Annotated in this window: 20 protein-coding genes; 7 read left to right on the top strand and 13 right to left on the bottom strand. The window is 69.8% G+C overall.

The window, feature by feature from the left end; genetic code table 11:
- Window positions 1-126: 126 nt before the first annotated feature.
- From WCE39_RS05290 to WCE39_RS05280, 3 genes are read right to left on the bottom strand one after another with little or no spacing between them, the layout of a single operon-like run.
- Window positions 127-726 (bottom strand): lysogenization protein HflD, encoded by a 600-nt coding sequence (locus WCE39_RS05290; protein WP_449283985.1) that lies wholly within the window; start codon window positions 724-726, stop codon window positions 127-129.
- Between the two features lie 5 nt (window positions 727-731).
- A complete protein-coding gene (mnmA, locus tag WCE39_RS05285; protein WP_343275642.1) occupies window positions 732-1844 on the bottom strand; it encodes a tRNA 2-thiouridine(34) synthase MnmA in 1113 nt (370 codons plus the stop codon).
- Window positions 1844-2323, bottom strand: a complete 480-nt coding sequence (locus tag WCE39_RS05280) for an NUDIX hydrolase (RefSeq protein WP_343275641.1) — start codon at window positions 2321-2323, stop codon at window positions 1844-1846. Before WCE39_RS05280 ends, mnmA begins: the two co-directional genes overlap by 1 nt.
- Window positions 2324-2480: 157 nt before the next feature.
- Here WCE39_RS05280 and clpS point away from each other — a divergent pair, with 157 nt between their 5' ends.
- On the top strand, window positions 2481-2801 hold the full coding sequence (clpS, locus tag WCE39_RS05275; protein WP_343275640.1) for an ATP-dependent Clp protease adapter ClpS: 321 nt from the start codon (window positions 2481-2483) through the stop codon (window positions 2799-2801).
- A 177-nt stretch (window positions 2802-2978) separates the two neighbouring features.
- Complete coding sequence (gene clpA / locus WCE39_RS05270; protein ID WP_343275639.1) at window positions 2979-5258, top strand: ATP-dependent Clp protease ATP-binding subunit ClpA; 2280 nt, start codon at window positions 2979-2981, stop codon at window positions 5256-5258.
- Between the two features lie 161 nt (window positions 5259-5419).
- On the opposite strand, the gene infA is transcribed toward clpA, so the two are convergent.
- The 4 genes from infA to trxB all read right to left on the bottom strand — a co-directional run bounded on the left by infA (window position 5420) and on the right by trxB (window position 8703).
- Window positions 5420-5638 (bottom strand): translation initiation factor IF-1, encoded by a 219-nt coding sequence (infA, locus tag WCE39_RS05265; protein WP_343275638.1) that lies wholly within the window; start codon window positions 5636-5638, stop codon window positions 5420-5422.
- A gap of 186 nt (window positions 5639-5824) precedes the next feature.
- Complete coding sequence (gene aat, locus WCE39_RS05260; protein ID WP_343275637.1) at window positions 5825-6577, bottom strand: leucyl/phenylalanyl-tRNA--protein transferase; 753 nt, start codon at window positions 6575-6577, stop codon at window positions 5825-5827.
- Entirely contained in the window at window positions 6574-7710 is a 1137-nt protein-coding gene (locus WCE39_RS05255; RefSeq protein WP_343275636.1) for a GNAT family N-acetyltransferase, read from the bottom strand. Before WCE39_RS05255 ends, aat begins: the two co-directional genes overlap by 4 nt.
- 39 nt (window positions 7711-7749) lie before the next feature.
- On the bottom strand, window positions 7750-8703 hold the full coding sequence (trxB, locus tag WCE39_RS05250; protein WP_343275635.1) for a thioredoxin-disulfide reductase: 954 nt from the start codon (window positions 8701-8703) through the stop codon (window positions 7750-7752).
- A gap of 173 nt (window positions 8704-8876) precedes the next feature.
- Here trxB and ald point away from each other — a divergent pair, with 173 nt between their 5' ends.
- The 5 genes from ald to WCE39_RS05225 all read left to right on the top strand — a co-directional run bounded on the left by ald (window position 8877) and on the right by WCE39_RS05225 (window position 15432).
- Window positions 8877-9947 carry an alanine dehydrogenase gene (gene ald / locus WCE39_RS05245; protein WP_343275634.1) on the top strand — a complete coding sequence of 357 codons (1071 nt, stop codon included), beginning with the start codon at window positions 8877-8879 and terminating at the stop codon, window positions 9945-9947.
- Between the two features lie 56 nt (window positions 9948-10003).
- A complete protein-coding gene (locus WCE39_RS05240; protein WP_343275633.1) occupies window positions 10004-12364 on the top strand; it encodes a DNA translocase FtsK in 2361 nt (786 codons plus the stop codon).
- Window positions 12365-12472: 108 nt separating this feature from the next.
- Entirely contained in the window at window positions 12473-13102 is a 630-nt protein-coding gene (lolA, locus tag WCE39_RS05235; protein WP_343275632.1) for an outer membrane lipoprotein chaperone LolA, read from the top strand.
- 121 nt (window positions 13103-13223) lie between these two features.
- Window positions 13224-13988: a hypothetical protein gene (locus WCE39_RS05230; RefSeq protein WP_343275631.1), complete on the top strand. Its 765-nt coding sequence runs from the start codon at window positions 13224-13226 to the stop codon at window positions 13986-13988.
- Window positions 13989-14157: 169 nt separating this feature from the next.
- The gene (locus WCE39_RS05225) at window positions 14158-15432 is read left to right on the top strand and encodes a replication-associated recombination protein A (protein ID WP_343275965.1); all 1275 of its coding nucleotides are present in this window, start codon (window positions 14158-14160) and stop codon (window positions 15430-15432) included.
- Window positions 15433-15539: 107 nt separating this feature from the next.
- Here WCE39_RS05225 and WCE39_RS05220 read toward each other — a convergent pair whose 3' ends face one another.
- From WCE39_RS05220 to WCE39_RS05195, 6 genes are read right to left on the bottom strand one after another with little or no spacing between them, the layout of a single operon-like run.
- A complete protein-coding gene (locus WCE39_RS05220) occupies window positions 15540-16262 on the bottom strand; it encodes a sulfite exporter TauE/SafE family protein (RefSeq protein WP_343275630.1) in 723 nt (240 codons plus the stop codon).
- Window positions 16252-16530, bottom strand: a complete 279-nt coding sequence (gene ccoS, locus WCE39_RS05215) for a cbb3-type cytochrome oxidase assembly protein CcoS (RefSeq protein WP_343275629.1) — start codon at window positions 16528-16530, stop codon at window positions 16252-16254. Before ccoS ends, WCE39_RS05220 begins: the two co-directional genes overlap by 11 nt.
- The gene (locus tag WCE39_RS05210; protein ID WP_343275628.1) at window positions 16527-18944 is read right to left on the bottom strand and encodes a heavy metal translocating P-type ATPase; all 2418 of its coding nucleotides are present in this window, start codon (window positions 18942-18944) and stop codon (window positions 16527-16529) included. The genes ccoS and WCE39_RS05210 overlap by 4 nt, the downstream gene beginning before the upstream one ends.
- 1 nt (window position 18945) lies before the next feature.
- Window positions 18946-19455, bottom strand: a complete 510-nt coding sequence (locus WCE39_RS05205) for a FixH family protein (protein WP_343253932.1) — start codon at window positions 19453-19455, stop codon at window positions 18946-18948.
- Complete coding sequence (locus WCE39_RS05200; protein WP_343275627.1) at window positions 19452-21008, bottom strand: 4Fe-4S dicluster domain-containing protein; 1557 nt, start codon at window positions 21006-21008, stop codon at window positions 19452-19454. Before WCE39_RS05200 ends, WCE39_RS05205 begins: the two co-directional genes overlap by 4 nt.
- Window positions 21005-21259 (bottom strand): hypothetical protein, encoded by a 255-nt coding sequence (locus WCE39_RS05195; protein ID WP_343254034.1) that lies wholly within the window; start codon window positions 21257-21259, stop codon window positions 21005-21007. Before WCE39_RS05195 ends, WCE39_RS05200 begins: the two co-directional genes overlap by 4 nt.
- Between the last annotated feature and the right edge of the window lie 27 nt (window positions 21260-21286).

Genomic DNA, 21286 nt, shown 5'->3' with positions numbered 1-21286 from the left:
TCCGATAGAGGAGGGAGCGCGGGTCGGGCCGGCGGCTCACCGCTGCCCGGCCACGCCAGGCCCGTGACAGCCTGGCAAGCCCACTCCCGCAGTGCGGGCTTTGCGGGCCCGCCCCGGACCACGGGACTAGCCCAGCAGATCCTCCACCGCCTGCGCCATCGCTCCGCGGCGCAGCAGGAAATCCCACGGGCTGCCACCGGCCTGCCTCCACAGCACCGCGGAGCGCAGCGCCGCCAGCAGCATGGCGCGGATCTCGGCCACGATCGCGGCCTGGCCCAGGTAGTGCGGATTGCCCTGCACCAGGACCCGCGGGCGCAGGTGGCTGACGGTGTCGGCGTAGAGCGCCCCGAGTTTCGACAGCACGTCCGGATGCGCCGTGCCCACGCGCTCGGCCTCGATGCGCGCGGCAAGGATGCCTTCGTGCACGCGGCCGCCGATGTCGTCGTCCTGCACGAAGCGGCGCTCGAGCTGGGTCACCGCCAGCGCCAGCTTGGGCAGCAGCGGGTCCTGCCCCTTGTTGGCCAGGTAGTCGCGCACGAGCATCAGGCCGGGTCGCACGTTGGCAACGCCGCCGTAGACATCGGCGGTGGAGTCGGCGTCGATGCGGAACACGCTGCCCAGCGCGGTTTCGAGCACCGTGGCTTCGGCTTGGCCGGTCTCGGCCACGCGGCGCACCTGGCGCAGCGCCTGGGCGAGGCCGGCGAGTGCCAGCATGCGATCGTGCATGTCGCTCATGCCGATGCCCCCGGGGTGCCAGTCGGGGCGTCGGTGGCCGCGATCACTGCGCCGCCAAGGCAGGCTTCGCCGTCGTACAGCACCACGGACTGGCCAGGCGTCACTGCGCGCTGCGGTCGCCTGAATGCGACCTGCAGCGCGCCGGAATCATCGACTGTCACTTGGCATGGCTCCTCTTGCTGCCGGTAGCGCGTCTGCGCCGTGCAGCTGAAACGGGTGGATGGCGGTGCGCCGGCGATCCAGTGCGCGGCTTCGCTGCGCAGGACGTTGGACATGAGGTATGGGCTGTCGTGCCCCTGGTCAACCGTGAGCACGTTGCCCGCGACGTCCTTGCCCACCACGTACCAAGGTTTGTCGTCGAAGCCGCGGCGGCCGCCGATGTGCAGGCCTTCGCGCTGGCCCAGCGTGTAGTAGAACACGCCCTGGTGCTCGCCCACGGCCTGGCCGCCGGGCGTGCGGATTTCACCGGGCCGCGCAGGCAGGTACTGGCCGAGGAACTCGCGGAAATCGCGCTCGCCGACGAAACAGATGCCGGTGGAGTCCTTCTTCGCCGCCGTCGGCAGGCCCACCGCGGTAGCCATCGCGCGCACGCTGCCCTTCTGCAGCCCGCCAAGCGGGAACACGGTGGCGGCAAGCTGCGCCTGGCCGAGCTGGTGCAGGAAATAGCTCTGGTCCTTGCCGCGGTCGGCGGCGCGCAGCAGGCGCCAGTGCGTACCGTCGTGATCCACGCGCGCGTAATGGCCGGTGGCGATGCGCTCGGCGCCGAGCTCGCGCGCGGCATCCAGGAAGTGCTTGAACTTGATCTCGCGGTTGCAGAGCACGTCCGGATTGGGCGTGCGCCCGGCGGCGTATTCGGCCAGGAAATGTTCGAACACGTTGGCCCAGTACTCGCCGGAGAAGTCGCGGAAGTGGATCGGAATCCCGAGCCGGCCGCAGACGGCCACGGCGTCGCGGCGGTCCTCGTCGGCGCGGCAGTGGCCGCTGCCGTCGTCGGCCCAGTTGTCCATGAACAGCCCGGCGATGGATTCGCCGGCATCGCGAAGGAGCAGGGCTGCAACCGAGGAATCCACGCCGCCGGACATGCCGACGATGATGCCGGGTGCGGCCATCAGCGCACCGAGCGCAGCAGTGACAGCGGCTGCCGGCTGCCGGCCAGGTGGTCGGCCACGACCTGCCAGACCAGGGGGCTGCGATGGCGCTCCGCCTGGGCCTGGAGCTCGGCCGGCGCCAGCCACAGCGCGCGCACGATGCCTTCGTCCAGCGGCCGCGCCGGATCGTGGGACACCGGCCGCGCGGCGAAGGCGAAGCGCAGGTAATGGCGGCCCGGCGTGCCGTCGGGGCGGGCGGGCGAGGTCCACTGGTAGGCGCCGATGAAGGCGGTGGGCTCCACCGTCCAGCCGGACTCTTCCAGCGTCTCGCGGATGGCCGCCTCGACCAGGTCTTCGTCGGGCTCGAGATGGCCGGCGGGCTGGTTGAGGACCAGGCGGCCGGCGGAGTGTTCTTCCACGCAGAGCACGCGGCCGCCGTCGACCACCACGGTGGCGACGGTCACGTCGGGCTGCCAGAACCGGCCCTGTCGATAGGTCACGGCCGGGACCGCCCGCGCGCGCCGGCCGGCATCGGGGGGTGGACATGGATCATCGCGGCGGGACTGGAATGGTGCATGTGCGGACCGTTGGCTGGTGCGGCATTTTCCCCCGGGCCGGCGGGGCCCGTCCACCGGACGCGCCGGTATAATCGCGGGCATGAGCAGCAACTCCGGACACGAGCGCGACCACGGCGTCGCCCTAGAGATCAGGCGCCCCGAACTTGCGCGCCCGCCGCTGTATTCCGTCTTCCTGCTGAACGACGACTACACCCCGATGGATTTCGTGGTGGAGGTGCTGGTGCGGTTCTTCGGTCTGGACCTGGAGCGCGCCACCCAGGTCATGTTGCACGTGCATACCCGCGGCCGCGGCGTGTGCGGGGTGTTCACCCGCGACGTGGCCGAGTCCAAGGTGGCCCAGGTCAACGAATACGCGCGTCTGAACCAGCACCCCCTGCTGTCGACGATGGAAAAGGCCTGACCGGCTGCGTGCCAGCGGCCTGCACCCGGCGCTGACATGCACTGCCGGGATACTGTGGCCCGTGGCCCGCGCTTGCCAATGGTGCAGGGCAGGGCCTACAAGGAATCCGTCGCCGGATGGAAAAGCCCCGCGGGCATCCCCATCTTGTAAGCAGTGAATCCAGGAGGCCCCCGCCCCATGTTCAGCAAGGATCTCGAATACAGCATCGGCCAGTGCTACAAGCGCGCCCGCGAGGCACGCGACGAGTACATGACGGTCGAGCACCTGTTGCTGGCGCTGCTCGACAACCCTTCGGCCGAAACGGTCCTGAAGGCCTGCGGCGCCGACTTCCATCGCCTGCGGTCCGACCTGGAGCAGGCCATCGCGAGCTCCGTGTCGCGCCTGGCCGATGACGACGGCCGCGACACGCAGCCCACGCTGGGCTTCCAGCGCGTACTCCAGCGCGCGGTCTACCACGTGCAGTCCTCGGGCAAGAAGGAGGTCAGCGGGGCCAACGTGCTGGTGGCGATCTTCGGCGAGAAGGACTCGCACGCCGTCTACTTCCTCAACCAGCAGGACGTGAGCCGGCTGGACGTGGTGAACTACCTGTCACACGGCATCGCGCGCAGCGGCGACGAGCCGCAGTCCGACCCGGGCGAGTCCGAATCGCGCGCCGAGGGCGCCGAGGGCGACGCCAAGGGCGACGCGTTGGAGGAGTTCGCCACCGACCTCAACGCGCTTGCCCGCCAGGGCAGGATCGATCCCCTGGTCGGCCGCGCCGAGGAAATCGAGCGCACCATCCAGGTGCTCTGCCGCCGCCGCAAGAACAATCCGCTGTACGTCGGCGAGGCCGGCGTCGGCAAGACCGCGATCGCCGAGGGCCTGGCCAAGCGCATCGTCGACGGCGAAGTGCCCGAGGTGCTGGCCGACGCCACGATCTACTCGCTCGACCTGGGTGCGCTGGTGGCCGGCACCAAGTACCGCGGCGACTTCGAAAAGCGCCTGAAGGCGGTGCTGGCCGCGGTCGGCAAGCATGAAGGCGCGATCCTGTTCATCGACGAGATCCACACCATCATCGGTGCCGGCTCGGCGTCGGGCGGCACGATGGATGCGTCGAACCTGATCAAGCCGGCGCTGGCGTCGGGCGACCTGCGCTGCATCGGCTCGACCACGTTCCAGGAGTACCGCGGCATCTTCGAGAAGGACCGGGCGCTCGCGCGCCGCTTCCAGAAGATCGACATCGTCGAGCCGACCGTGGGCGAGACCTACGAGATCCTGCAGGGCCTGAAGCCGAAGTACGAGGCGCACCACGACGTCACCTACGCCGACGACGCGCTGCAGGCTGCGGTGGACCTGTCGGTCAAGCACATCGGCGACCGCCTGCTGCCCGACAAGGCGATCGACGTGATCGACGAAGCCGGTGCGCGCCAGCGCCTGCTGCCGGAGAACCTGCGCAAGTCGCTGATCGACGTCGAGGAGGTCGAGACCATCGTCGCCAAGATGGCGCGCATCCCCGCCAAGCAGGTCAGCGCCTCGGACAAGGACGTGCTGGAGCACCTGGAGCGCAACCTGAAGATGGTGATCTTCGGCCAGGACCCGGCGATCGGGACCCTGACCAGCGCCATCAAGCTCGCGCGCTCGGGGCTGGCCAACCCGGACAAGCCGATCGGCAACTTCCTGTTCGCCGGCCCCACCGGCGTGGGCAAGACCGAGGTCACGCGCCAGCTCGCGCTGCAGCTGGGCATCGAGCTGGTGCGCTTCGACATGTCGGAATACATGGAGCCGCATTCGGTCAGCCGCCTGATCGGCGCACCCCCGGGCTACGTCGGCTTCGACCAGGGTGGGCTGTTGACCGAGAAGATCGTCAAGACGCCGCACTGCGTGCTGCTGCTCGACGAGGTCGAGAAGGCGCATCCGGACATCTTCAACATCCTGCTGCAGGTGATGGACCGCGGCATCCTGACTGACACCAACGGCCGCGAGGCGAACTTCCGCAACGTGATCCTGGTGATGACCACGAACGCGGGCGCGGCGCAGGCGGCACGGCGCACGATCGGCTTCATGCAGCAGGACCACAGCACCGATGCGATGGAGGTGATCCGCAAGGGCTTCACGCCGGAATTCCGCAACCGCCTGGACGCGATCGTGCAGTTCCAGCCGCTGGGCTTCGAGCACATCCTGCGCGTGGTGGACAAGTTCATCATCGAGCTGGAGGAGCAGTTGCACGAGAAGGGCGTGAGCCTGGCGGCGACGCCGGCGGCGCGCGAGTGGCTGGCCCAGCATGGTTTCGACCCGCTGATGGGCGCGCGGCCGATGTCGCGGGTGATCCAGGACAAGGTGAAGCGGCCGCTGGCCGACGAGCTGCTGTTCGGGCGCCTGGCGGGCGGTGGCAAGGTCTCGATCGACGCCGTGGACGGCGAGCTGGTTCTGGACGTTCAGGCCGAGCCCGCGAAGCTGCTCCCGGCGACCGTGGACTGAGAGCGGAGCCGCCTTGCCGGGAGCCGCCCTTGTGGGAGCCGCTATAGCGGCGATCGCGGCCATGGCCGCTCCCACATCACGGCCAGGGCCATGGCAGCTCCCACACAACGAAAAAGGCGGCCTGCGGGCCGCCTTTCTTCTTCGGGCGCGACCGGCGCGCCTTACTTCATGCGATACGTGATGCGACCCTTGGTGAGGTCGTACGGGGTCATTTCGACCTTGACCCGGTCACCGGTGAGAATCCGGATGTAGTTCTTGCGCATGCGCCCGGAGATGTGCGCGATGATCTCGTGCCCGTTCTCCAGCTTCACACGGAACACCGTGTTGGGAAGCGTCTCGGAGACCGAGCCTTCGAATTCAATGACATCGTCTTTCGCCATGCGGTATCTACTGACCAATCTGAGGGCCGGGACGCGTTGCCCGTAAGACGGGAATTGTCGCACGCTTGGCGACGCAGCGCAAAAGTTCCCTCCGGGAGCGGCCATGGCCGCGATCCTGGTCAGGTCAATCGGCCCCACCAAGGGCATCGCGGCCATGGTCGCTCCCACAGGGCCAGCGCATCGCGGTCACGGCCCGTTGCACAGGGCCAGCGCGGGTACCGAAAGCTCGCCGAAGTCGCCCGCCCAGGATCCCACCAGGCCCGGAAGGGCGGAGAGGCGGCGCACTTCGGCCAGGAACCGGTGCCGCGGCCAGGACTGCGCGCCCATCCGCACCAGGTGCGCGTTCTCCACCTGCGCGTCCAGCAGCGGCCAGCCCCAGCCATCCAGCACGCGGGCCAGCGCGGCAAGGGCGACCTTGGAGCCGCCACTCGCGCCGCTGAACATGCTTTCGCCGAAGAACATGCGCCCCACGGCCACGCCATAGAGCCCGCCCACGAGCCGTCCCTGCCGGTCCCGGACCTCGATGGAGTGCGCGTGGCCGAGCGCGTGCAGCGTCGAATACGCCTCGCGCATGGCGTCGGTGATCCAGGTCCCGTGGCCATCGCCGCGGGCGGCCGTGGCGCAGGCGTGGACGACCGCGTCGAAGGCGCCGTCGGCGACCACCGTCCAATCGGATCCGCGCAGCTGTCGGCGGAAGCGCGATGACAGGTGCACGCCATCGGTGGTGAAGACGGTGCGCGGATCCGGGGACCACCACAGCAGCGGCTGGCCCTCGGAGTACCAGGGGAAAATGCCGCTGGCATATGCGTTCAGCAGGCGCTCCGGGGACAGGTCGCCGCCCACGGCCAGCAGGCCATCGGGTTCGCGCAGCGCGGTTGCGGGATCCGGGAACGGGGCGCGGGGGTCCGGGGGCAGCAGGACCGGCAGCGCGCGGCTCACGGGTGCGTGCCCGCTGCGCGGAAGGGCGAGCGCCGGCCCAATGCCAGCAGCATGCCGTCGACCGCTGCGGCCTCCTCCCGGCACCAACCGGAGATGGCATGGCGGAAGTCGGCATCCGCGATCCAGTGGCGGCTGCGCACCGCCGTCGGCAGGAAGCCGCGCGCGATCTTGTGCTCGCCCTGGGCGCCGGGCTCGAAGCGTGCAAGCCCCTCGCGCAGGCAGTATTCGATGCCCTGGTAGTAGCAGGTCTCGAAGTGCAGCCCGGGCAGCTGGCGCACGGCGCCCCAGTAGCGCCCGTACAGCGTGTCGCGGCCGCGCAGGCACAGCGCGCCGGCGATGGCTTCACCGTCCAGATCGGCCAGCACCAGCACCAGCGCGCGCGGCATGGTGGCGGCCAGGTGGTGCAGGAATTCGAGGGTCAGCGCCGGCGAGTTGCCGTAATCGGCGAAGGTCTCGAGGTAGAAGGCATGCATGTGGGCGAGGTCGGTTGCGGTCGCCTCGCCGCCGTGCAGCACCCGGAACGTGACGCCGGCGCGCGCAACCTTCGCCCGCTCCTGGCGGATGTTCTTGCGGTGGCGGTGGTCCATGTCGGCGAGGAACGCGCTGAAGTCCGGCCAGCCGGTCGCGTTGTGCCAGTGGTACTGGACGTCCGTGCGCCGCAGCCAGTCGTCGCCGAAGACGGCATCTTCCGTGGCGGTGTGGAAATTCACGTGGGCCGAGGACAGGCCCAGCGCGCGCGCGTCGTCGGCGATGGCCGCGAGCAGCCGGTCGCGCGCGGCGTCATCACGCGCCAGCAGACGCGGCCCGGTGACCGGCGAGTAGGGCACCGCGCCCAGCCACTTGGGAAAGTAGTCGCGCCCGTAGCGCGCATAGGCGTGCGCCCAGGCGTGGTCGAAGACGAACTCGCCGTGCGAGTTCTCCTTCAGATAGCCGGGTGCCGCGGCGACCAGGGTGTCGCCGTCCCACAGCGCGACGTGCCGCGGCGTCCAGCCCCAGCGCGGGCGCAGGCAGCCGGCGGACTCCATTCCTTCCAGGAAAGCGTGCGCCACGAACGGGTTGCCGCCGTCATGCAGCGCGTCCCAGCCCGCGGCGGGGATCTCCGAAAGCGAAGCGTGGATGCGCACGACGGGCATGCCGGGACTCAACCGGGACCGCCCGCCGCGCGCCGCGACTCAGGCGTCCTTGTCGAGGAAGCGCTCGGCATCCAGCGCCGCCATACAGCCGAAGCCGGCCGAGGTGATCGCCTGCCGGTACACCTGGTCGGCGACGTCGCCGGCCGCGAACACGCCCTGCACCGAGGTCTCGGTGGCGCCGCCGGCGAGCCCCGAGCGGATCTCGAGGTAGCCGTTGTTCATCGCCAGCTGGCCTTCGAACAGCGAGGTGTTGGGCGTGTGGCCGATGGCGACGAAGAAGCCGTGCACGTCGATCTCGCGCACGCTGTCGTCCTGCACCGACTTCAGGCGCAGGCCGGTGACGCCGGCCTCGTTGCCCAGCACTTCGTCGACGACGTGGTGCCACACCGGCTCGATCTTCCCGGCGTCGATCTTCGCCTGCAGTTTGTCCTGCATGATCTTTTCGGCGCGCAGCGAATCACGGCGGTGCACCATGTAGACCTTGCGCGCGATGTTCGACAGGTACAGCGCCTCTTCGACGGCGGTGTTGCCGCCGCCGACCACGGCCACGTCCTGGTCCTTGTAGAAGAAACCATCGCAGGTGGCGCAGGCGGATACGCCGCGGCCCTTGTACGCCTCCTCGGAAGGAAGCCCCAGGTATTTGGCGGTGGCGCCCGTGGCGATCACCAGCGCGTCGGCGGTGTAGTCGCCGTTGTCGCCCTTCAGGCGGAACGGACGCTGCGACAGATCGGCGCTGTGCACCTGGTCGAAGACGACCTCGGCCTCGAAGCGTTCGGCATGCGCCTGCATGCGCGCCATGAGATCCGGGCCCATCAGTCCGTGCGCGTCGCCGGGCCAGTTGTCGACCTCGGTGGTGGTCATCAGCTGGCCGCCCATCTGCAGGCCGGTGACGACCACGGGCTTGAGGTTGGCGCGCGCGGCGTAGACGGCGGCGGTCCAGCCGGCGGGGCCGGAACCGAGGATGAGCAGGCGGCAGTGCTTGGAAGTGGTCATGTATACTCGCGGGCCATGGAAACACGGCGTTGGGAAGCCCATAGCTTGGCGGCGCCGGGGCGGCAAGACAAGGCGCAGGCCGTCGTGGTGGATGCAACGCAGGGTTCCCCGCAGCAGGGCTGATACCCGCCGCAGACGCGGCGTTTTTTGTGCATCACACCAGAGGGCGAGAGATGCGTATCGGCATTCCCAAGGAGACCAAGACCCTGGAGGGCCGGGTCGCCCTCGTCCCGGCCGCCGCGGGCGACCTGCTCAATCGTGGCCACGACGTCTGGCTGGAGAAGGACGCCGGAGTGAAGTCCGGTTTCGCCGACGCCGAGTACGCCGCGCTTGGCGTCAACATCGCACCCGACGCCGCCGCGCTGTACGAAAAGGGCGAGCTGATCGTCAAGGTCAAGGAGCCCATCGCCGGTGACCTCGCGCACCTGCGCCGCGACCACCTGCTGTTCTGCTACCTGCACCTGGCGGCCGAGCCCGCACTGGCCCGCAGCCTCCTCGACATCGGTCTGACCGCCATCGCCTTCGAGACCGTCGAGCTGCCCAACGGCGACCTGCCGCTGCTGGCGCCGATGTCGATCGTTGCCGGCCGCATCGGCGTGCAGGTCGGCACGCGCCTGCTGCACCAGCCGGAAGGCGGGAAGGGCACGCTGCTTGGCGGGCTGCCCTCGACCGGTCGCGGCAAGGTCGTGGTGTTCGGCGCTGGCAAGGCGGGCGGTGCCTCCGCCGCGCTCGCGGCCGCTGGCGGCGCCAACGTCACCGTGTTCGAGATGCGCACAGACCGCATGGACGACATGATGCGCCTGGGCGCCAACGTCACCGCCCTGTACCCGTACCACGACGTGGTCGCGCGCGAGGTGGCCTCGGCCGACCTGGTGATCGGTGCCGTACTGGTCGCCGGTGCCCGCGCACCGAAGGTGCTGACCCGCGCGATGCTCGGGTCGATGGAGCCGGGCAGCGTACTGGTGGACATCGCCATCGACCAGGGCGGCTGCTTCGAGACCTCGCGGCCGACCACGTGGAAGGAGCCGACCTACGTCGAGGAAAACGTGACCCACTTCTGCGTCACCAACATGCCCGGCGCCGTGCCGCGGACGTCCTCGCAGGCGATCTGCGCATCGATCCTGCCCTGGGTCGACCGGCTCGCGGCCGGTGGCGGCTGGTCGTCCGACCCCGCGCTGGCGCGCGGCATCAACGTCGCGAAGGGCTCGCTGGTCCATCCCGCCCTGCAGGGCATGGCCGTTTGAGCCGCAATGTGATTAAAATCATTCCATTGCGACAACTTCTTAAGGCCTGATCACACGTGGCAGCACGCCCGGCAACCGAACGCGGCACGCGTCGCCAGCGCAAGACGGCGCCGCGCGCGGCCGCCTCGGCCCCCAATCCCCGCCGGCAGAAGCTGCTGCGCGACATCGCGCTGATCGCGATCGCCCCGCTGCTGGTGTACCTGATGGTGTGCCTGGCGACGTATTCACCGTCTGATCCCGGCTGGAGCAACGCCGGCAGCCTCACCGCGCCGCTGAACAACGCCGGCGGCCGCGTCGGTGCCTGGACCGCGGACGTGCTGCTGGGCCTGTTCGGGCACGTCGCCTTCGTGCTGCCCCTGATCCTCGGCGCCGTGGCCTGGATCGCGCTGTTCGGAATGGACACCGATGGCGATGGCCAGGCCGACCTCGGCCCGGCGCTGCGCCTGGTCGGCATCGTCGGCTTCATCGTCTCCTCCACCGGCCTGCTGTACCTGCGCATCGGCGCGGTGGAAGGCTATTCGGCCGGCAGCGGCGGCATCCTCGGGCGCCTGGTCGGCAACTCGCTGTACTCGGCCTTCGGGCCAGTGGGCGGCAACCTGTTCCTGCTGGCGCTGCTGCTGGTGTCGGTGACGTTGGCCACCGGCCTGTCCTGGTTCAAGGTGATGGACGTCATCGGCCACTGGGTGCTGCGGCTTCCGGAGCTGTTCCGCCGCGGCAGCAAGCAGGCCAGCGAGTGGCAGGAAGCGCGCGCCCACCGCGAGGAGCGCACCGAGGTCCGGAAGATCGACACCGAGCTGCGCGCCAAGCGCGGCAAGGTGCGGATCGAGCCGCCACCGGCGCCGGTCGTGGAGAAGAGTGAGCGCGCCAAGCGCGAGCAGCAGATCCCCCTGTTCAACGTCGCCGACGGCAGCGGCATCCCGCCGCTGGCGCTGCTGGACGATCCCAAGCCGCAGCCCAAGGGCTACGACGACGACACACTGGAAACCCTGTCGCGGCAGATCGAGTTCAAGCTCAAGGACTTCCGCATCGACGCCCAGGTGGTCGGCGCCTATCCGGGTCCGGTCATCACCCGCTTCGAGATCGAACCGGCGCCCGGCATCAAGGTCAGCCAGATCAGCTCGCTCGACAAGGACATCGCCCGCGGGCTGTCGGTGAAGTCGGTGCGCGTGGTCGACGTGATCCCGGGCAAGTCGGTGATCGGCCTGGAAACGCCCAACACCCACCGCGAGATGATCTACCTGTCCGAACTCCTGCGCTCCAAGGAGTACGACAAGTCCTCGAGCCCGCTGACGCTGGCGCTGGGCAAGGACATCGCCGGCCGGCCCACGGTGGCCGACCTCGCGCGCATGCCGCACCTGCTGGTGGCCGGCACCACCGGCTCGGGCAAGTCGGTGGCGGTCAACGCCATGGTGCTGAGCCTGCTGTACAAGGCGTCCGCCAAGGACGTGCGGATGCTGATGATCGACCCCAAGATGCTGGAGCTGAGCGTCTACCAGGGCATTCCGCACCTGCTGGCGCCGGTGGTCACCGACATGAAGGAGGCCGCCAACGGCCTGCGCTGGTGCGTGGCCGAAATGGAGCGCCGCTACAAGCTGATGTCGGCGGTTGGCGTGCGCAATCTCGCCGGCTTCAACAAGAAGGTGCGCGAGGCCGCCGACAGCGGGCAGCCGCTGCTGGACCCGCTGTTCAAGGCGAACCCTGAAATCGACGAGCTGCCGCAGCCGCTCGAACCGTTGCCGTTCATCGTCATCTTCATCGACGAATTCGCCGACATGATGATGATCGTCGGCAAGAAGGTGGAGGAGCTGATCGCCCGCCTGGCGCAGAAGTCGCGCGCGGCCGGCATCCACCTGATCCTGGCCACGCAGCGGCCGTCGGTGGACGTGATCACCGGCCTGATCAAGGCCAACATCCCGACGCGCATCGCGTTCCAGGTGTCAAGCAAGATCGACTCGCGCACCATCCTGGACCAGTCGGGCGCGGAAACGCTGCTGGGCCACGGCGACATGCTGTACCTGCCGCCGGGCACGGCGATGCCGGAGCGCGTGCATGGCGCCTTCGTGTCCGACGAGGAAGTGCATCGCGTGGTCGAGAACCTGAAGCAGTCGGGCGGCGGCCCGGACTACATCGCGGGCGTGCTGGAAGAAGTGCAGACGATGGGCGACGGCGTCGTGGTCGGCGCCACCGGCCTGCCCGAATCCAGCAGCAGCGGCGACGAGAGCGATCCGCTGTATGACGAGGCCGTGCGCGTGGTGACCGAGACCCGGCGCGCATCGATCTCGGGCGTGCAGCGGCGGCTGAAGATCGGCTACAACCGCGCCGCGCGGCTGGTCGAAGCCATGGAGGCCGCTGGCGTGGTCACGCCGCCGGAGCACAACGGCGACCGCAGCGTGCTGGCGCCGCCGCCGCCGCAGTAGTCCGGTGCGCGCCGGCAGATTCACCGCTTCCACGATTGTCAGCGCGTGATCCCGCATTCAGCACGCGCAGGCGACACTTCGCAACGCATTCCCCGGATGGAGCCTTTCATGACCCGCATGCGCTACTGGCTGGCCGCACTGGCCCTGCTGTCCACCATCGCCGGCACCGCGTATGCGGGCGCCCGGGACGATCTTGCCGCCTTCAGCAGCGGCCTCAAAGGGCTCGACGGGCAGTTCGAGCAGAAGCTCTACGACCTCGATGGCCGCCTGAAGGAAACCTCCAGCGGTCGCGTCGCGCTGTCGGCGCCGCGCCTGTTCCGCTGGGAATACGTCAAACCCTACGAGCAGCTGATCGTGGCTGATGGCGCGAAGGTCTGGGTCTACGATCCCGACCTGGAGCAGGTCACCGTGCGCGCGCAGGGGCCCGAAGAGCAGAACAGCCCACTCGCGGCCCTGGTCGATCCCGCGAAGCTCGAGCGTGACTTCACCGTCCGCGAGGGCGGCGAGGCCGAGGGCCTGTCCTGGCTCCAGCTGTCGCCACGCAGTGCAGACCAGGCCAGCTTCAGCAGCGCCCGCCTGGGCTTCAAGGGCGGCTCCCTGGTGCGCATGGAAGTGGTCGACACCCTCGGCCAGCGCACGGAGATCGCGTTCAGCGGCTGGAAGCGCAATCCCGCGTTTGATCGCGGCACCTTCCGCTTCGTCGCACCCGCGGGCGTGGACGTGGTGGGCGAGGGCTGACCGGCGATCCCGCGTCCATCGGTGATTGTCGGCGGCCCTCCGCCGCCATTCCGGAACGCCGCTGGCCCGGTTGGCCGGCTTCCGGCGTTGTACACGGGGTATGTCCACCCCGGATGAAGCGATGCCGGCACCGCGCCGCGCCACCTTGCAGAGAGTCCTCATCCCGTCGCTGCTGCTGGTGATGTCGCCATGGGCATGGGCGCAGGGCCTGCCGGCGCCGCACGCGCGTGACGGTGTCGCGCCCATCGCCACGGAAGACCTGGCGCAAGCTGCGCCCGGCCAGGTGGCCGCGAGCGGTGAGGTGCAGGCGGGTGTTGCCGCCGTGCTGGTGGCCACGCTTGCCGAACGGTTCAGCAGCACAATGCTCGACCTGCGACTGGATCCGGCCACAGTCGACGTCGAGGGCCCGCGCGAACACGTGGTGCACGGCATCGGCTACGTCCGCTTCACCGACGGAGCCGGGGCCGACGAGGGCAGCGACGAATGGCTCGCGTTCCGCTACCGCAGCCGCTACGACCCTCTGTTCGCCAGCGCCGGCTATCCGGAGATCGTGCTTGGTGCCGGCGGCGAAGGGGAGGGCGAGCGCTTCGTGCCCAACGATGCCCTGCTGCTGGGCGAGCTCGAAGCGCGCGTCGCCACCGAGCTGGAAGCCCTGCCGGGCGCCGGCCGCGTCTTCCTGCAGCTGGACGACATCAGCAGCACGCAGTCGGGCGAACGCTTCGTCCGCATCCAGGCGCAGGGGCTTGCCGACTTCGGGCCCGGGGGCAGCACGGACGCACTCATCGACGCGCTCTACGACCTCGGGAGCGGCGCGTGGCTGAGCATCGAACATGCACTGGGTCCCAACGTCCGGGCCCACGAAGACGGCGCAACTGCCGGTCCCTGACAGACGTCGGGTGCTGGACACCGCCGCCGCGACGACGGCCTTGGTATCGTGTCGCCCTGCCTTTACTGGACGCGACGTGCCCCGCAAACCGACTCCTGGCGCAGGCAACAACCCTGGCCTGCTTCCCCCCGATGACGACGCCCTCGCGCTTCGCCCGCTCGCCGAGCGCATGCGCCCGCGCACTCTCGAGGAAATGGTTGGCCAGCGGCGACTGCTGGCGCCAGGCTCCGCCCTGCGTCGCGCGGTCGAGTCCGGCCACGTGCATTCGATGGTGCTCTGGGGGCCGCCGGGCTGCGGCAAGACGACGCTTGCGCTGCTGCTGGCCGAATACTCCGACGCCGAGTTCCGCGCCATCTCCGCGGTGTTGTCGGGACTGCCCGAAGTGCGCAAGGTGCTGGCCGAGGCCGACCACACCTTCGCCGGTGGCCGCCGTACCGTGCTCTTCGTCGACGAGGTCCACCGTTTCAACAAGGTGCAGCAGGATGCGTTCCTGCCACACATCGAGCGCGGCACGATCATCTTCGTCGGCGCGACCACCGAAAATCCCTCGTTCGAGCTGAACTCGGCGCTGCTCTCGCGCTGCCGGGTGCACGTGATGGAGGCGGTGTCGCCGGACGATATCGGCCTCGCCCTGCAGCGTGCGCTCGACGACGACGATCGCGGCCTGGGCGGCCGCGGCATCGCCATTGGCGAGGACCAGCTGCGGCTGATCGCCAGCGCAGCCGACGGCGACGTGCGGCGCGCACTCACCCTGCTGGAGATCGCCGCCGAGCTTGCGGGCGAGGGCGGCACCATCACCGATGAAACCCTGGGCCAGGTGCTGGCGGACCGCAGTCGCCGCTTCGACAAGGGCGGCGACCACTTCTACGACCAGATCTCGGCCCTGCACAAGTCCGTGCGCAGCTCCAACCCCGACGCCGCGCTGTACTGGCTGGCGCGCATGCTCGACGGTGGCGCCGACGCCAGCTATCTCGCGCGCAGGCTGACGCGGATGGCGGTGGAGGACATCGGCCTGGCGGATCCACGGGCATTGACGATGTCACTCGAAGCCTGGGACGCCTACGACCGCCTGGGCAGCCCCGAGGGCGACCTTGCGCTGGGCCAGCTGGCGATCTACCTGGCGAGTACCGCGAAGTCGAATGCCGCCTACAAGGCCTTTGGCGAAGCGAAGCGCGACGTGTCGGAGTACGGCAGCGCCGAGGTGCCGATGCACCTGCGCAATGCGCCCACCAAGCTGATGAAGCAGCTCGGCCACGGCGCCGGCTACCAGTACGACCACGATGCCGAGGGCGGCGTCGCACTGGGCCAGACCGGCTTCCCTGACGCCATGGGCGAGCGCGTGTACTACCGCCCCGTGGAGCGCGGCCTGGAAATCAAGCTGCGCGAGAAGCTCGAGCGGCTGCGCACCGCCCGCGCCAACAAGCCTGCTCCGCCCAGACCATAGAAGCAGCTACGACTGCGATCCCGAGGATCTGTGGGAGCGGCTACAGCCGCGATCGATACACGAAATTCCCACAAGAGCGGTGCGCGCGGCTCGCAGGGCAAAGGCGGTCAGGGCGGAGGCAGGCAGCCGAGTGCGGCAAGCGGGCCGGCGAGGGCCGGAATGTGCATCAGCCAGGGCGCAGCGATGGTCAACAGCCCGGTCGCAAGCACGAGCCCACCCATCGCCATCCGCCATCGCCCACGCTGCAGCCACTGCCCCAGGCGTGCACCTGACCACGTCAGCGACACCATCAGCGGCAGCGTGCCCAAGCCGAAGGCCGCCATCGTCAAGGCGCCGTTGGCCGCGTCGGCCTGCAGCCAGGCGGCGGCGAGCATCGTGGTGCTCAGTCCGCAGGGCATCCAGCCCCAGAGCACGCCCAGCGCGATGCGCCTGGCCACCGTGTTCGCCGGCAGCAGGGGGGCCTGGAGCTTTCGCAAGCGCTGCCAGAGCGCGACGCCCGGACGACCAAGGAAAGACAGCCGGCCCGTGCGATCCAGCAACCGCAGCGCCACCAGCACCAGCACCACGCCAACGAGCATGCGCGCGCCGAAGGCCAGCCACGGACTGCGCGCCGCGGCCAGGATGCCGCCGCCGATGCCACCGGCAAGCGCGCCGGCCAGCACGTAGCCGCCCACGCGACCGAGGTTGGGTTGCACCGCGGTCCACCAGCTGCGGCCGCCGCCCATCGCCGAGAAACCGCCGGCGATACCGCCGCACATGGCCGCGCAATGCACGCCGCCGAGGATGCCGGTCAGCAATGCGGCACCGATGGCCAGCCAGTCAATCGGCACGGCTGCGGTCCCGGTCGCGTGCAGCGCCGGGATCACGGGTGACGTCCGTGCCTGCCCGATCACTCGTCGCACCCGCCGCGCCCTCATCGGCCGCGCACGTGTCGCGCGTCAGCGGCGGCAGCTGGTCGGTGCTGTCGTCGCGCAGGATGTCGATGGCGGCCGCGTCCAGGTTCTCGAACTGGCCTTTGCGCACGGCCCAGCGGAAGGCCCAGACCGCGATGCCCAGCAGCACGATGCTCACCGGGATGAGGAACAGCAGGACGTTCATGGGCCGGGGACCCGCGCCAGGCGCAGCGCGTTGACGGTGACGATGAGCGAAGACAGCGCCATGCCCAGCGCCGCGACCCAAGGGGTCACCAGGCCGGCGGCGGCCAGCGGGATGGCGACCAGGTTGTAACCCAGCGCCCAGGCCAGGTTCTGGCGCACGATCGCACGCGTCCGACGCGCCAGGCCGATGGCGGCAGGGATGCGCAGCAGCGAGGGCGCGGTGAGCACCAGGCTGGCGGCGCGGTGGGCGAGGGCGGCGCCGCTGCCGATCGCGATCGAGACGTCGGCGCCGGCCAGCACCGGCGCGTCGTTGAGGCCGTCGCCGACCATCGCCACCGTGCGACCCAGTGACTGCAGCCTGCGCACCCCCTGCAGCTTGTCCTCGGGCGATTGCCGCGAGGCGGCGTGGTCGATGCCGATGCGATCGGCGAACGCATCCACCGACACCGCGGCGTCTCCGCTGGAGAGGTGCACGTCCACACCCATGCCGCGCAGCGCCGCGATGGCCGTCGCAGCGTCTTCGCGCGGAGGCTCTTCCAGCACGAAGCGCGCCGCCGCGCCGTCGCCATTGCCCAGCCACAGCGCACCATCGTCGCTGCGGCCGGCAGCGAAGTCGGCGCGACCCAGGCGCCATGGCAGCCCCTCGACCACGCCGGCGATGCCGAGTCCGGGCTGCTCTTCGACTCCGGACACGGCAAGCCCCGAGTCCTGCCCGTCGAACGCGCGTGCGATCGGATGCAGGCTGTCGCGCTCGATCGCCGCGGCGATCGCGAGTGCATCCTCGATGTCCAGCATGCCGAAGGCTTCCACGCCCGCCACCTTCGGGCGTCCGCTGCCGAGGGTTCCGGTCTTGTCGAAGACGATGTCGGTCGCCGCGGCCAGCGAGCCCAGGGCATCGGGATTGGTCGACAGGACGCCCAGCCTGGCCAGCGTGCCGTTGGCGACGGTGAGTGCCGTCGGGACCGCCAGCGACAGCGCGCAGGGACAGCTGATCACCAGCAGGGCGATGGCCACCTCGAGCGCACGCGAGGGGTCGTATATCCGCCAGCCGATGTAGACCAGCACCGTTGCCACCAGGATGGCGGCCACGAAGCGACTGGACACGGCATCCGCCAGCCGTGCCGCACGCGGGCGGTGCGACTGCGCACGCTCGACCAGCGACTCCAGCTCCGCAAGGCGGGTGCCGGCGCCGACCTGCTCGACGCGGATGCGCGCCGGCGCTTCGCGGCACACGGTGCCGGCGAAAATGGTGTCGCCCGGCACGTGCAGCACGGGATGCGCTTCGCCGGTCAGCAGCGCTTCTTCAAAGCGCGCCGGGGCGTCAAGCAGGACGCCGTCGGCCGGCACGGTGTCCCCGGCGGCGATGCATGCGATGTCGCCGGCCGCCAGCGCCGCAGTGGGCACGACCTCGCGGCTGCCGTCGGCCAGCTCGCGCGTGGCCAGCTCCGGCCTTGCCCGCGCCAGGGTGTCCACCTGGGCCACGGCGGTGCGCCGGGCGCGCTGCTCCAGCATGCGCGCGCCAAGCAGCAGGAAGACGAACATCACCGCTGCGTCGTACCAGACGTGGGTTCCGCCGCGCAGTGTTTCGAACACGCTGGCGAAGTAGGCCAGCAGGGTGGAGCTGGCGATCAGCGTGTCCATGCCCAGCTGGCGGTTGCGCAGCTCGCGCAGCATGCCGGCGATGAACGGCCAACCGCACCAGAACACCACCGGCGTCGACAGCAGCAGCGTGACCCAGCGGAAGAAGTCACGCGTGGCCAAGGGCATCTGCTGGTAGATGTCGAGGTACAGCGCCTCGGCGAACATCATGGCCTGGATCGATACCAGGCCGGCGATGCCGATGCGCACCAGGTCGCGGTTGCGCTGGGCGCGGCGTTCGCGTTCGAGCCTCGTGCCGGAGGCGAGGTAGGGGACGTAGCCCAGGCCTGCCAGGCGCCGCAGCGGGCCGGAAATCGCGGTGCGCGCCGGGTCCCAGGCAATGCGGATCCGACCGGTGACGGCGTTGGCCACGACCTCGGTCACGCCGGGCTCGCGCGCGAGCGCGCGATCGACCAGCCAGGCGCATGCCGCGCAGCGCATGCCGTCGGTGAGCACGGTGATCTCGCGGCCGCCTTCCACCTCGCGCACATGGCCGGCCTGGACGTCATCGCGGTCGAAGGCGGCCAACTGGGCTTCGAGGTCGATGGCTGCGCGGCCGCCCGGCTCGGTGCGCAGGCGGTAGTAGTCGACCAGGTTGGCGTCGCGGATCCACTGCGCGGCCGCCGCGCAGCCATCGCAGCAGAACTGGCGCGACTCGCCGTCGATGCGGGCCCGGGCCGGGTCGATGGGAAGGTCCTGGCTGCAGTGGAAGCAACCTTCGCCGGCACCCTGCGCGCCGCGCACGGCGCCCGCCGTGGCGAGCGCGTCCGCGTTCACCTCACTCCTGCTCGCCGGAGAAGGCCGGCTTGACGTGGGCCGCCCGCTGGCCCTTGGGCATCCGGCCCTGCAGGCGCCAGAGCCTGCCCTCGGGCATCAGTTCCAGCTTCCAGTCGTTGTCCAGGCCGACCGTGGCGTCGGCGCGCCAGCCGTTGTCGCTGGGTTCGGCGCGCAGCTCGATATCGGACGCGGCCAGGGCCGGATGGCGCAGCACCACGCGCAGCGGTTCATCGCGCGCGAAGTCGCCGGTCACCGGAAGTACTTCGATATAGCCCTCGTCGATGCGGATGATCGCGCTCAGACGCAGGTCGCGGGCGCGGGCGTCCGGGCCCAGGTCGGCGACCTGCATCCGCGCGGTCCGCTGGACCACGTCGCCCACGGCGTCGCTGGAGTCACGCGCCGCGAGGCCCAGCAGGATGAAGCCCGCGATCACCGAAGCCAGCGGCAGGCCGATCACCAGCCACATCATCGGTTCGCGCCAGAAGGGACGCTTGTTGTTTTCGTCTGTCATTGGATGGGCCCGAAGAAGCTGCTGTCGACCGTCTCGCTGGTCCCGCCATCGACGGTCTCGACCCGGAACTGCAGCGGCTGGCGGCCGGTGAGGGAGTCCGGGGCGGTCACCACCACCGGTACGCTGATCACCTGCTGCGCCGCCGCCTGCACGCCGTCCAGGCCGCGACTGCGGAGTTCGATGCCGGGCGCGGCACCGTCGATCGTGATGCGGTAGGTCGCGGCATCGTCGCTCTTGTTGACCACCTTGAGGGTGTAGTCGTTCTCGACCTGGCCGCCGCCGACCACGCGGTAGAGCGCGTTGCGGTCGCGCAATACTTCCACGATCAGCGGGCTGCGGGTATTCACGCCCACCACCCAGGCGATGACCAGCGCCACCAGCACGACGCCGTAGATCAGCACCCGTGGGCGCAGCACGCGCGTCGGCTTGCTGTCGATGGCGTTCTGCGTGCTGTAGCGGATGAGCCCGCGTTCGAAGCCCATCTTGTCCATCACCGAGTCGCAGGCATCGATGCAGGCGCCGCAGGCGATGCACTCGTACTGCAGGCCGTTGCGGATGTCGATGCCGGTGGGGCAGACCTGCACGCACATGGTGCAGTCGATGCAGTCGCCCAATTCGTCCGGCGCGAACTTCGGCAGCGGCTCGGCGACCTGGCCGGCTTCGCCCAGGGTGATCGTGCCGGCCGCCTGTACGCGGTTGTCGGCCGCTGTCGGGTGCAGCGCGGAACGGAACACGTAGTCGTAGGCGGTGATCTGGTCGAGCAGGGCGCGGCCGCGCGCGGCGATGCTGCCCAGGCCGCGCTTGCGCGGGCCGCGCGGCTCGCCGCGCATCGGGTCATAGGCGATGATCAGGGTGTTGCGGTCGAACATCGCGCTCTGGAAGCGCGCGTAGGGGCACATGTACTTGCAGACCTGCTCGCGCAGGAAGCCGGCGTTGCCCCAGGTGGCAAGCGCGTAGAACAGCACCCAGAAGGTTTCCCAACCGCCCCACTCAAGCCGCGGCAGGCGTGCGGCGAGGTCGCCGATGGGCGTGAAGAAGCCCACGAAGGTGAAGCCCGTCCACAGCGCGAACACGAGCCACAGCGCGTGCTTGGCACCCTTGCGCAGCACCTTCTCGCGGTTCCACGGGCCGGCGTCGAGCTTCATGCGCTTGTTGCGGTCGCCCTCGGTCCACTGCTCCATCCACAGGAAGACCTCGGTCCACACCGTTTGTGGACAGGCATAGCCGCAGAACAGGCGCCCGGCCAGCGCGGTGAAGAAGAACAGCGCCAGCGCCGCGATGATCAGCAGCAGCGCCAGGAACAGGAAGTCCTGCGGCCAGAAGGTCAGGCTGAAGACGTGGAACTTGCGCGCGGGCAGGTCGAACAGCACCGCCTGGCGATCATCCCAACGCAGCCAGGGGAACACGTAGAACATGCCCAGCAGCCAGAACACGGCGGCCACGCGCAGGGTGTTCAGGCGTCCGGACACCTCGCGCGGATACACCTTGCGCTCGCTGACGTACATCGAGCCGCCGTTGTCCTCGGCAAGCTCCAGGGGAATGCGACGGCTCATTTATCTCGGGGTAGCGCTCTGTTGAACCGGCTGGCCGGCCGCAGCAGGATCCAGGTGAACAGGCTGGACGCGGCGGTGGCGAGCCAGAACATGAAGAAGGCGATCGAATAGCCCAGGCTGCGGCTGATCTCGACGCCGGGGAAGGTGATGTCGCGCAGGACCAGCGGGTCGACGAAGGCGAAGAACACCATCGTCGCCACGCCGGCCGCGAAGAAGCTGGGCCACAGGATCGCGCCCACCCGCTGCGCCATGGGGCGCGGCGGGTGGTCGAAGGCGGG

Origin of the sequence: Luteimonas yanweni, from assembly GCF_039548475.1 — a bacterium.
In the GTDB taxonomy this organism is placed as follows: Bacteria; Pseudomonadota; Gammaproteobacteria; order Xanthomonadales; family Xanthomonadaceae; genus Luteimonas.
Note: the sequence above shows the minus strand (reverse complement) of the source record. Positions and strands in the feature narration are given on the sequence as shown.